At 69.4% G+C, this 12,154-nt stretch carries 8 protein-coding genes; 3 read left to right on the forward strand and 5 right to left on the reverse strand.

Annotated features, from left to right (window positions below; all coding sequences use genetic code 11):
• The first annotated feature begins 322 nt into the window (after positions 1-322).
• Complete coding sequence (locus NRP21_RS24900; RefSeq protein ID WP_257718944.1) at positions 323-1,267, forward strand: alpha/beta hydrolase; 945 nt, start codon at positions 323-325, stop codon at positions 1,265-1,267.
• A 406-nt stretch (positions 1,268-1,673) separates the two neighbouring features.
• Here NRP21_RS24900 and NRP21_RS24905 read toward each other — a convergent pair whose 3' ends face one another.
• Positions 1,674-3,869: a TonB-dependent receptor gene (locus tag NRP21_RS24905; protein WP_257718945.1), complete on the reverse strand. Its 2,196-nt coding sequence runs from the start codon at positions 3,867-3,869 to the stop codon at positions 1,674-1,676.
• Positions 3,870-4,298: 429 nt separating this feature from the next.
• Here NRP21_RS24905 and NRP21_RS24910 point away from each other — a divergent pair, with 429 nt between their 5' ends.
• Positions 4,299-7,361, forward strand: coding sequence for a calcium-binding protein (locus NRP21_RS24910; RefSeq protein ID WP_257718946.1), 3,063 nt, complete (start codon positions 4,299-4,301; stop codon positions 7,359-7,361).
• Between the two features lie 31 nt (positions 7,362-7,392).
• Here the strand turns inward: NRP21_RS24910 and NRP21_RS24915 are convergent, their stop codons facing one another.
• Positions 7,393-8,361, reverse strand: a complete 969-nt coding sequence (locus tag NRP21_RS24915; protein ID WP_257718947.1) for an alpha/beta hydrolase — start codon at positions 8,359-8,361, stop codon at positions 7,393-7,395.
• Between the two features lie 343 nt (positions 8,362-8,704).
• On the opposite strand from NRP21_RS24915, the gene NRP21_RS24920 reads away from it, so the two are divergent.
• Positions 8,705-9,112: a DUF6525 family protein gene (locus NRP21_RS24920; RefSeq protein ID WP_257718948.1), complete on the forward strand. Its 408-nt coding sequence runs from the start codon at positions 8,705-8,707 to the stop codon at positions 9,110-9,112.
• A gap of 176 nt (positions 9,113-9,288) precedes the next feature.
• Here NRP21_RS24920 and NRP21_RS24925 read toward each other — a convergent pair whose 3' ends face one another.
• The 3 genes from NRP21_RS24925 to NRP21_RS24935 are packed head-to-tail and all read right to left on the reverse strand — an operon-like array spanning position 9,289 to position 12,091.
• Positions 9,289-10,116 carry a maleate cis-trans isomerase family protein gene (locus tag NRP21_RS24925; protein WP_257718949.1) on the reverse strand — a complete coding sequence of 276 codons (828 nt, stop codon included), beginning with the start codon at positions 10,114-10,116 and terminating at the stop codon, positions 9,289-9,291.
• Positions 10,117-10,127: 11 nt separating this feature from the next.
• Complete coding sequence (locus NRP21_RS24930; protein WP_257718950.1) at positions 10,128-11,093, reverse strand: Bug family tripartite tricarboxylate transporter substrate binding protein; 966 nt, start codon at positions 11,091-11,093, stop codon at positions 10,128-10,130.
• A 20-nt stretch (positions 11,094-11,113) separates the two neighbouring features.
• Positions 11,114-12,091, reverse strand: coding sequence for a Bug family tripartite tricarboxylate transporter substrate binding protein (locus NRP21_RS24935; RefSeq protein WP_257718951.1), 978 nt, complete (start codon positions 12,089-12,091; stop codon positions 11,114-11,116).
• Positions 12,092-12,154: the final 63 nt, after the last annotated feature.

Genomic DNA, 12,154 nt, shown 5'->3' on the forward strand with positions numbered 1-12,154 from the left:
GCGGCGCCGGCCAGCACTCGTAAAGAGCCGCGTCAGAGAGAGCCCAGGTTCTTGTCCTGGGGTCTGGGCCTCGATGGCCCGAGAGGGGCTGCCAGGGACGCCTGGCGGCCCCTTCCTTGTCCGGCGCTCGCCCCGGGCACCAAGAGGACGACAGAGCGGGCGAGGGCGCGCCGCCCCGGCTGCGGGACAGGCTTCCCCGCCCTGGCACGGGAAGAAAAGCTCGGCACCACTGTTCGGGTGCGTGCATGTCGTTCCGCCGCGCGCACCCGAACGTCGCCCTGATCCGATCACGGCGGGGATTGTCTGTGCCATGAGTGGTCGCATGAACCGAACGGCTCTCACCCGCTCCTCGCTCTCCTCTTCCCTGCACCGCCGCCAGCTTGCGCCCCTCCTCGCCGCACTGGCCTGCCCGGCCCTGGCGCGGGCGCAGGAGGCCGCGCCCGTGCCCATCCCCGGCACCACCCGCCACGACCTGGACTCCCGCGGCGGCCAGCCTTTCCGGGTGTTCCTCCACGTCCCAGCGGGCGAGCCGCCGCCGGAGGGATGGCCGATGATCACGGTGCTCGACGCCAACGCCGTGATGGGCATGGTGGTGGACACGATCCGCGTCCTCGCCTTCCTGCCGCGCGAGGCCGGGATCCGCTCCGCCGCGGTGGTGGCGGGGATCGGCTACCGGACCGACGGCCCCTACGACCTCGTCCGCCGCAGCTTCGACCTCACGCCGCCGCCCGGGCGGGACATGCCGGCCGCCGAAGGCCGCCCCGGCGCGCGGACGGGCGGGGCGGACGAGCTGCTCGACTTCATCGAGGAAACGGTGAAGCCGCTGGCCCGGCAGTCAGCGCCGATCGATCCCTCGCGCCATGCGGTGCTCGGCCATTCCTTCGGCGGCTTGTTCGCGCTGCACGCCCTGTTCACCCGGCCCGGCAGCTTCCGTGACCATGTGGCGGGCAGCCCCGCCATCTGGTGGGAGGACAGCGCGATCCTGGGATCGGCGGACCGCTTCATCGCCCGCACGGACCGGCCCGCGCCGCTCCGACTGCTGATGACGGTGGGCGCTTACGAGCAGAGCCTCGCGCCCTGGCACGACCCCGCTTGGCGCCCGCGCATGGAGATGATGCGGATGGTGGACGGGGCGCGGAACCTGGCCGACCGCCTGCGGCCCCTGCCCGGGCTGGAGGTGGGATTCGAGACGCTGCCCGACGACGGCCACATGTCGGCTTTCCCCGTGGCCGTCCAGCGCGGGCTGCGCTTCATCCTGGCGCGCTGATCCCGGAACGGTCCCGGGCTGGTCCTTCGCTGTTGGTCTGTCGGGGGGGGGGGGGGGGGGGGGGGGGGGGGGGGGGGGGGGGGGGGGGGGGGGGGGGGGGGGGGGGGGGGGGGGGGGGGGGAGGGGGGGGGGGGTGGGGGGGGGTGTTTATTATGGTATTGTTCCTCGCCCCGGACCCCTCTCCATCATCTTTTTTTATCAGCTGGCCTGAACATCGCTGACGGTGCGCCTCGGCTCGATGAGCCGAGGCGACTGCAAGGGCAGGATAGAGGCCCTCACCGGAGACCCCGTCTCAAGTCAGTCTCCGCGGCAGCCCGATGCAGGTCCAGGAGGCTCAGCCTCCTGGCGGGGGTCCAGGGGGCGGAGCCCCCTGGGTCCGGACAGGTCAGAAAGGGGACACCCGGCCTCAGAAGTCGAAGGAGGCGGACACGATGAGGGTGCGCGGGGAGCCCACGGTCACGAAGGTGCCGGTGGTGAGCCAGTAGTTTTCCCCGAAGGCGTTCTCGAGGTTGGCGCGCAGCGTGACCGGCTTGTTGGCGATTTCCGTCCTGTAGCGGGCGCCGAAGTCCACCCGGGTCCAGCCGTCGAAGCGCAGGGTGTTGGCGGTCGTCAGGTAGGAGCCCGAGGTGTAGATCAGACGCCCGCTAAGGGCGAGGCCGGGCACCCAGGGCACGTCCCAATCAACGGCGCCCGAGAAGGTCTTGTCCGGCACGCCCGCGGCATCGTTGCCGCGTTCCGCGGCGATGGTGGGGCTGGTCAGCTCGGGCTTCAGGAAGGTCGCGCTGGCCAGGGCGCGCAGCCCGGGCACGACCTCGCCGAAGGCGGAGAGTTCCAGGCCCCGGTTCCGCTGCTCGCCGTCGTATGCGAGGTCGTCGGTCGCCGTGCGGATGGCGTTGGGCCGGGTGATCTGGAAGACCGAGGCGGTGGTGGTAACGGTGCCCCAGTCCACCTTGATCCCGGCTTCGTACTGCTCGGACTTGAAGGGGGCGAGGACCTCGCCGGTGTTCCTGAAGCCTGCCCCGACGATCTGGCCGCGCGTCAGGCCCTGGGCGTAGTTCGCGTAAAGGGAGACGTTCTGCCAGGGCTTCACGACCAGCCCAGCGAGGGGCGTCGTCGCGTCGGCGTCGTAGCGGCTCGTCCGCGCGCCGGTCGTCGTGCTGTAGCTGTTGACCGACACGTCCTGAAAGCGCACGCCGCCGGTCAGCAGCACGCGGTCGCCGAAGAAGGACAGCGTGTCGGCCAGCGCGAGGCTTGAGAACTCCGTCACGGAGGCCCGCCGCGGATCGGTGCGCGGGGCTGTGATGGGCGGGAGCGGCGAGGGGTTGTAGATGCTGGAGGGGCTGCTGGTGGACGAGGCGACGAAAGCGTTGCCCGCTTTCTGCTGAAGGCCCGAATAGCCAAGGTTGAAGGTGTGGCCGACGCCCAGCAGGTTGAACCGGAAGTTCGCGCCGACGGTGCCGCTGTAGGTCTTGCTGTAGGAATCGAAGTAGCCGTTGGTGACCCTGAAATTGCCGAGGGCATCGACGCCGCCCGGGCGGGAGTCGGGGAAGGTCTGCTCGTTCCAGCCGTCGCGGTAGCCGAACGCGCCGTAGACGGTTGCCCAGTCCGTCACGTCGTACTCGAGCCGGGTGGCGATAGTGCTGTCCTGCTGGCGCAGGCGGGTCCCGGGGAACCAGTTGCTGCGCGAATCCGGAGGCGAGGGGATCGAGGTGATGGTCGGCAGGAGGGTGATCTGCGGGCGGAAGTTCCTGGTGTCGTCGCGCTGGAAGATGCCGTCGATGGACCAGCGGAGCCGTTCCCCGCGGTAGTCCAGCCCCAGCGCGGCGAGGCCGGTCCGGAGGTTGCCGTCCTCGATCGAGGTCTCGCCGTCGCGGTACAGTCCGTTGAGGCGCACGCCCCACTCGTTGTTCGCTCCGTACCGCCGCGCCACGTCGGCGTGGATGCCGAAATTGCCGTCGCTGATGAACATCGGCGTCAGGCGCGTTAGGGGCAGGTCGCCGGCCCGCTTGGTGATGATGTTGATCGCGCCGCCGATGCTGCCGCCGGGCGCGATACCATTGATGAGCGCGCCCGGCCCCCGGAGTAGCTCGATCCGCTCGATGTACTGCGCCTGGGCGCGGTTGGAGGAGAGCAGCCCGTACAGACCGTTCAGCCCTACATCCTGGGCTTGGACCGGGAAGCCGCGGATCGAGAAGGTGTCGTCGAAGCCGTTCGCGCCTGTGGTGAGGCGGACGGAGGAATCGTTGATCAGCGTGTCGGCGGCGGTGCGCGCCTGCTGGTTCTCGATCAGCTCCGAGGTGTAGCTGGTGGTGCTGAACGGCGTGTCCAGCACGTTCCTGGTGCCAAGCAGCCCGAGCGATCCGCCCTGCGCCACCTGACCGCCGGCGTAGGGCGGCGGCAAAGCCCCAGGGACGGTTCCGGCGGTGACATCCACCATCGGCACGGCCACGGCCTGCGACGTAACGCCGGTTTCCGTTGCTGGCCGCCCGGTGCCGGTCCCCGCCGCCTCCTGGGCGCGAGACGACGGCGTGAGGACCAAGCCCCACGCCACCGCGGCTCCGGCGAGGAGGCTGGCGCGCAAGGCTGGGTGCGGAGCTGGCACGGGGATCCTGCCCGACGCGTTCGTGCCAGGGCCGGAAAGGCCCCTGGGCGGTGTGTGCTGCCTGTGGGCTCCGCTCAAGGGACCGCTCCTCCGCTCCAGCCTTCGTGAGCGGGGTAAATGAGAATGGCTATCAATGTCAATCTGTATCGGCGCTTCGCGTCAGGGCCGGGGTGGGCTTATCCCGCGACCAATCATGGCCCCATCGATACGATATAAGTGTTCCGTATCAGAACTGACCTGGTCGGGTCGGAGACTGCGACAATCGACGGGAAATAAGCTCTGATCAGGCTGCAAAAGCCGAGGCGTTCAGCTTTTGCTGACGCCCTCGCCGATTGGTGAATTCAACCTCAGAGCAAATGCCGGAAGCTGGGGGGGGGGACTGCCGGGGTTCCGCACCATTCCGGCTCCTCCTCTGGCAAGCAGGACGACATGGCAATTAAGGTCGGCACTCCCTTCAACGATACCCTCGCAGGAATCGCAGGGGATGACACGTTGCAGGGACTGGACGGAAACGACCTGCTCACCGACTACCCCGGCGGCAACGACCTCCTCGAAGGCGGTCTAGGTGACGACTATCTCAGTGGCGGCGGCGGCGTCGACACTCTCCTTGGCGGTGAGGGCAACGACCGTTTGGATGGCAGTAGCGGCGCCGACTACATGGATGGTGGCGCCGGCGATGACTACCTGTCTTCCAGCAACTCTCCCTACAACGAAAGTGACGTGGTGCTGGGCGGCGAAGGCAATGACACCTTCAGCGGCGACGCGGCCCTGGTGGACATGGGCAGCGGCGACGACCTTCTGTACATCTACGGCAACGACGCAGCAGTCGACGCTGGATCAGGTGACGACAAGATCTGGGTCGGAGACACCGCCGTGATCACGACCGGCGCGGGCCGTGACGCGGTCATCCTCAGAGATTTCTATAGATCTATCCCCGAGGGCTTCGTCTATCCCAAGATCCCCATTCGCATTACCGACTTCACGGCGGGTGATGGAGGCGACACGCTCGACTTCACGGCGATGCTGGAGAGGGCCGTCGGCTACGACGAGTCCAACCCCTTCGCAACGGGTTACCTTCACCTGGCACAGAGCGGGCCGGATACCCTAATCCAGTGGGACCTCGATGGCGCCGGCGGCAGAGGCAGCGCCGTCACTCTGATTCGCCTCTCCAATGTCAAAGTCTCCTCGCTCAGCACCGCAAATTTTGGCTTCTCCCCCGATGGCTCGACCGGCCCGGCAAGGGCCATCGCTGGTAGCGAACTGGGCGAGGTACTCTCGGGAGGCGCCGGGTCGGACACCATCCAAGGGCTGGCTGGGGACGACTCCCTGAACGGAGCCTTCGGGTCCGACAGCCTGGATGGAGCGGCGGGCGCGGATTCCATCTTTGGCGGCTTTGGTCACGACACGCTGCTCGGTGGTGCCGGCAACGACCTGCTCGACGGAGAGAGCGGAGACGACTGGCTCTCCGGTGGCGAGGGCGATGACATTCTCAATGATAGCCTGGGCGCCAACACGATGCTGGCCGGTGCAGGCAACGACAGGCTGAGTGGTACGGCCGCGTTGGTGGATGCGGGCGACGGAAACGATGTGATCAGCATCTTTGGCGACGGTGCGGTGATCGATGCCGGGGCAGGCGACGACACCATCAGCGTCCGTGACACGAGCGTGATCACCACCGGCACCGGGCGTGACGTGGTCGCCCCGCAGCTCCTGGAAGGAATCATCGACGGGCTGCTGATCTTCGACACTGATACGTTTCGAATCGCCGACTTCAGCGTGGGCGAGGGAGGCGACATGCTCCGCCTGCTCGACAACGCAATCCGTTCGCGGACTTACCTCCGCATCACCCAGGATGGGGCAGACACGCTGATAGGCTGGATCAGCAACACGTATCCGAATCTGGGCAGCTTCAACCCCCTGATCCGGCTCGAAAACGTCGATGCCGTTTCCCTCAACAACTCGACCAATCTCGAGGTCGTCCTGACCTTTCTTCCGCCCGAATCCTCGGTGATCGGCACGAGCGGGAACGACAGTCTCTCCGGCACCTCCGGCAGCGACACAATGCGTGGCGGAGCGGGCCGCGACCTCATCGACGGCAAGGATGGCAACGACCTGCTCAACGGCGGGGCGGATGGGGATACCCTGCTTGGCGGTGCGGGGAACGACATCCTGAGCGGCACTGCCGGGAACGACATTCTGGACGGTGGTGACGGCCGTGACTGGCTGGACCTCTCGGCAGCAACGGCAGCGGTCGCGGTGGACCTGGGCAGGACGGCGGCCCAGACCCTGGTGGCGGACCAAGGCCGCGACGCGGTGCTGGGCATCGAGAACGTGCTGGGCGGCGCCTTCGACGACAGCCTTGTCGGGGCGTCGGGCGAGAACACCCTGAGCGGCGGCGGGGGCGACGACCTGCTCTTCGGGCAGGACGGGGCGGACACGCTCTCCGGCGATGCGGGAGCTGACACATTGGACGGCGGCCTGGGTGCGGACGTCCTGGCCGGTGGTGCCGGCAACGATACCTACATCGTGGACTCCATGCGCGACACCGTGATGGAGTTCACCGTGAGCGAGGTCGTCGGATTCGAAGCCGATACCGGCGGGCTGGACCTGGTCAAGGCCTCAAGGAGCTTCGCACTCAGCGCCTATGTGGAGGACCTGACACTGACCGGCAGGGCAGTGAACGGCAGGGGCAATGAGCTCAACAACGTCATCACCGGCAATGACGTGGCGAACCTGATCCGCGGCCGGGAGGGGAACGACACGCTGATAGGCGGGCGCGGTGCGGATACGCTGGAGGGCGGGGTCGGGGACGACACCTTCGTCGGGCTGGACGCGGGCGACCGGCTGGATGGAGGCCCGGGTGTCGATACGCTGAGCATGGCGGCGGTGAAATCGCGGTCCTGGATCTACCTGGACGGCACGGATGAGAAGGGGGTGGCCCACAGCAACGCCTATGCCGCGGCAGGGGTCGTCCTCGCCTCGGTGGAGAACATCGTCGGATCTGCGAGCGGCAGCGACGCGTTCTGGGGTGATGCTGGCGTCAATGTGCTGACCGGCCTCGGCGGCAACGACCGGCTCTACGGCAAGGGCGGCAACGACCGGCTTGAAGGCGGGGACGGCAACGACACCCTCTCGGGCGGTGCGGGGACAGACGCCCTGACCGGCGGAACGGGAATGGACCAGTTCGTCCTCGACGTGGCCCCAGCCACCGGTTCGGTGGAATGGATCATCGACTTCGAGGCCGGGGTGGACAAGATGGTGATCTCGCGGAGTGCTTTCGGGATCGGGGCGGGCATCACGCCGGCGCTGATCGCCGGTGCCGCCCCGGTCGCGAGCGGGCAGGGAGGCGTGCTGCTCTACGACAACGCGGGTGGTGGCGCGGGCGGGCTCTTTTGGGACGAGGACGGCGCTGGCGGGGCAGGGCCGGTTCAGATTGCCCACCTGTCCCGCGGCGCCGCGCTCACGGAAAGCGACTTCCTTCTGGTGGCTTAGGGGCGGGGCCGGGCGCCGGGTGCCGGTAAGCCTATATGGCCTGCGGCCGAGCCATCGCGGACGCGATGATGCTCCGAACGGCCCGAGAGCGGCGGTAGTACTGGTGCGAGCTGGCGAAGCCGAAGTCAAAGTCCCGGTGCGCTGCACAGTCCACCATGCTGTAGCGGGCAGGTGGAAAGCGGGCCTGGTCGAAGCGGGCGTGCGGTCCTTCCTGCCCCAGCCGCCTGACGAGGTTGAGCGCGGCGCTGACGCCCAGCACGTTGTCCGCCTCGCTGAACAGGATCGTGATGCGCTGCGCGAGGCGGCCCAGCCCGCTCAGCCGGCCCATATGGGGGAGGTCGAAGCTCCTGTACTGCTCGTCCGCGGCCGCGAGGAAGGCCTCGTCGAACAGCGCGGCATCGCCGTTGCCATGGCTGAACCAGTTCTCCACGGCCGATTGCAGCACATAGTTGCCCATGCTGTGGGCCAGCAGGAAGACGCGCCGTCCATCGGCGCGAGCAGCGGTCACGATCGGCTCCAGGTTCGCGAAGAAGCTCATGAGGTGTAGGCCCGACTGGCCGGCCATGACCTGGTCCGACTTGTACGGCTCCCACAGCAGCGGAAATGCGAGCAGCCGTCCCGCGGACGGCCAGCTGAATGCGACGACGCTCGTGTCCGCCTCCTCCAGTCCGGAGGCTGCCAGCCACTCCCGATTGAAGGCCGCGCGGGTGATGGCGTTCTCGAAGCTGTTGTCGAAGCCGTGCACGAAAATCAGCAGGTTGCGCCCCGCGCCTGCAAGATCGCCGATCGCCTCATCGCTGAATCCACCCTGCCGCAGGCTCCCGATCGACGTGATCGCACCGACGGTGTCCGCGGTGAGGTTGACCTCGTCAACGAAGGCGGTCCCGTAGGTGATCTCTGCCGGGGATGACGGTGTGACCACGTTATTCCCGTAACTGCTCAGCGCTTCGCCGGGCCCAGTCAGCCGCCGGTTGGTCGCGAACTGCACGGTGATCGGCACAGCAATCCCCCCCCGCGATGCGGCGTCCCGGATGTCGGTCCTGCCCTGTCCTGTGCGCCGGGCCCGGCGAACTCACGGCCGCGCCGGGTGCGCTCCGGCATGCAACAAGCTGAAAGAGAGTACCGACGAAAGTTGTACATTGCTATGTCGAAGCGATGTTCGATGGCTTCATCGGCCCATGAAGCGGCGGTCCGTGCGGCGCTGTGCTGCGCAGCCCCGCAACGGCGCCGGGCGCCTCCGCGGCAGGGTGGAAGGGTTCGGGTTGCCCGGCGAGGGGGGGACGTCCAGCCCTTCGACTTGCCCGGGGGCGCCCCTGCGGTACAAGGCGGGCATGGATAACAGCGTGGCGGCCAAGCCCTACAGCAAGCTCAAGGGCGACCCCTACCGGGCGTATGAGGAACTGCCGGCCGAGGTGCGCCGGGCCTTGCAGGAAGCCCTGGTGGACTGGTGCCCCCTGCGCGCCCGCGAGTGGCACCTTCACCTGCTGCGGCGGGAGCGGTTGCGGCCGGCGCAGGCGGCGCACTTTCTCGTCGAGACCATCCGTGGACAGGATCACTCCGAGGTGGCCGCCTTCGCGAGGACGTGGCCGAAAGGCGCCCAGGCCTATCCGCATCTCGCTGCCGGTGCAACGCTCCAGCGCTATGCCGGGGCGGAGGGCATTCCCGCGGCCAGGCCGGTTCTCATCGCTTCGGCGAAGAAGCAGACCAAAGCACGCGCAAAGCGCCCGGTAGGCCGCCGCTCCCGGCGCTGAGCGTCGGGCGGCAGTGATCCGGGAAACGGAGATCTGCGCAGCGCCGGCGTGCCCGAGGAGACGCTGCGGCGGAGGGGATGCGGGCTATCCAAGGCAGGGTCTTTGTTCCTTCCCAGCCTTGGCATGGGTTGACCCAAACTGCCCCTCGCGAGAGGAGCGGCCGCGGCCGCTGAACCTCACCGGCGCAGCCCGGTGGATTCCGGCTTGGCGATGTCGGGCCCGGTGCTGTCCTGCGGGATCTCGCACCGCATCTGCCATCGCCCGCGCCAGCTTCGTCCGCCAAGCCAGCCCTGCAGGCTGGCCGCGTCCGCCCGCCCCTCTGTAACGGCTTCTACGCTGCGCCATGCCAGGCACAGCATGCAGGACAGCACTGGCACCCCGCCCCTGATCCCACGGGCGAGGATGGGCTGCAACGTGGGCATCCCGGTCCCCAGCATGACGATCGCGTCCAGGCCTGCGGGATCCAGTGCTTCCAGCGCGGCCCCCGCGCCGGCGCCGTCCATCGCGTAGATTGGATGGAAGGCGCCGTCCCGCAGGGTGGAGCCGGAGAGGCGCGCGACCTCGAAGCCCTGCGCCTCCCAGTAGCCGATGGCGGCGCGCGTCAGCTCGTCGGGATAGGGCGAGACGAGCCCGATGCGCCGGGCCGAGAGGGCGCGGAGCGCGTCCCGCACGGCCTGGCCCGCGGTGACGACGGGCACGCCGCGCGCGGCCTCCATGCGGGCGACGATCGCGCCCTCCTCCGCAGGGCCGGCATAGTAGGAGGAGCCGGTGCAGGCGAAGGCCACAGCGGCAAGGGGCGCGTTTGCGAACTGGGCGGCCGCACCCTCGATGTCGCGCAGATAGTCCAGCAGCCGGTCCACCATGCCCGGCTTCGGGCTGGTGAGGCGCGCGTTGATCATCGCGATGCCGGGCGGCAGGAGCACGGACAGCTCCGGCTCCACCGTCGTGTTGGCCTGCGGCGTCAGCACGCCGATCAGGCCGCGCGGCGCGTATTCCAGGGACATGGGACGGGGCCTCAATCCGCCTGGATGCCAGCCTCCCGCGCCACCCTGGCCCAGCGGGTCACGTCTGCGGCGATAAGGGCGGCGTAGTCCTGGCGCGAAAGGCTGTTCGGGCCGGCGCCGAAATCGAGGAGGCGCTCGTTCGCCTCCGGGGTGGAAAGGCCTTTCGCCAGGGCGTCGTGCAGCACGTCCGTGGCCGCATCGGGCACGCCGGCGGGGCCGGAGAGGCCGAACCAGTTCGTAGCGACGAGGCTCTCGAAGCCGAACTCGCGCACGCTCGGCACGTCGGGCCAGCGCACGGCGCGCTCGGGCGTGGTGACCGCCAGCATCCGCAGCCGGTCGTTGCGGCCGACATCCGGCACGGCCGCAATCAGCCCGTCGATCTGCCCGCCCAGGATGTCGGCGACGGCGGGCGCGGAGCCGCGATAGGGCGCGTGGAGGATCTGCACCCCGGCGGCGCGGTTCAGCAGTTCCAGCTTCACGTGGCTGGAGGTGCCGATGCCCGTGGAGCCGAACTTCACGGTGCCCGCCCGCGCGCGCGCCACCAGGTCGGGCAGGCTGCGGATCGGGCCGTCCGCCGCGACGACGATCGCACTCGGCACCGCGGCGATGAGGCCGATGGGCGTGAAGTCGCGCACGGGGTCGTAGGGGATGTGCTTCGAGACCGCGGGCCCGATCGCCTGGGAGGCGATATTGGAGAGCAGGATGGTGTGGCCGTCCGGCGCGGCCTTCGCGACGAGCTCGCTGCCGATCGCGCCGCCCGCGCCGCCGCGGTTCTCGACGATGACGGAGGTGCCGAGCGAGGCCTCCATGCCCCGCGCGGCGAGGCGCCCGAGCAGGTCCGTGGTGCCGCCGGGCGTGAAGGGCACGACGAGGCGCACGGGGCGGGAAGGCGTCCAGCGCGGCTGCGCGGCGGCGCGCTGGAGCGCGGGGAGGGAGAGGGCGGCCCCGGCGAGGAGCGCGCGGCGGGAAAGGGTCATGTGGCGTGGCTCCCGGCTGTTCAGTTCACGGCGATGCGGGCGTCCCGCACCACGCCGCGCCAGCGGACGAGGTCATCGGAGATGAGCTTGCCGAGATCGGCCCGGCTTCCGCCCTCCACCACGAAGCGGATCCGTTCCAGCCGCTCCACCACCTCCGGGTGGCGCAGCGTGGCCGCCACGGCGTCGTGCAGGGCCTCCGCGATCGGCTCGGGCGTGGAGGCAGGGGCGAAGAGGCCGGTCCAGGAGAGGGAGGTGAGGTCGGGCAATCCCTGTTCCGCCATGGTGGGCACGTCGGGCGCCCAGGAGAGGCGGCGCGGGCCGGCCACGGCGACCATGCGGAGCTGGCCGGAGGTGATCTGCGGCGCGGCGGTGCCGGAGTTCACCATCGACATCGGCACGGTGTTCTGGATCACCGCGGTGATCGCCGCCGCGCCGCCGGCGAAGGGCACGTGCACGGCGCGCAGGCCCGTGCGGAGCAGGAAGAGCTCCAGCCCGAGCTGCTCGGACGAACCGATCCCGGAGGAGGAGAAGGAGAGCGTGTCGCCCTGCCGCGCCATCCAGGCCCGTAGTTCCGCGACGTTCGTGGCGGGGATGGAGGGGTGGACGACGATCACGTTCGGCGCGCTCATCGCCAGGATGATCGGCTTGAAGTCCTTCTCGGGGTCGAAACCCGGCGACTGCATGACCACGGGCTGGATCGTCATCGTGCCGCTGGCGTTGACGAGGAGGACGTGCCCGTCGCCCGGCATTCCCGCCACCGCGCGCGTGCCGATCACGCCCGTGGCGCCGGGGCGGTTGTCCACCACGACGTTCTGGCCCAGCGCCGCCTGCAGGCCGGGCTGCAGGGCGCGCGCGCAGAGGTCCGTGGCGCCGCCGGGCGGGAAGGGGACGAGCAGCGTCACGGGCTTGCTCGGACGCCAGGCGGTCTGCGCCCCCGCCACCCGGGGCAGGGGGAGCAGCGAGGCGGGGAGCAGGCCGAGGGCGGTGCGGCGGCGCATGGTGATCCTCTCAGATGGTACCGGGGCCCGTTGACCGGTGCGGGGGCGTGAAGGAGGTTGCGG

Source organism: Roseomonas populi (assembly GCF_024594815.1).
In the GTDB taxonomy this organism is placed as follows: domain Bacteria; phylum Pseudomonadota; class Alphaproteobacteria; order Acetobacterales; family Acetobacteraceae; genus Roseomonas; species Roseomonas populi.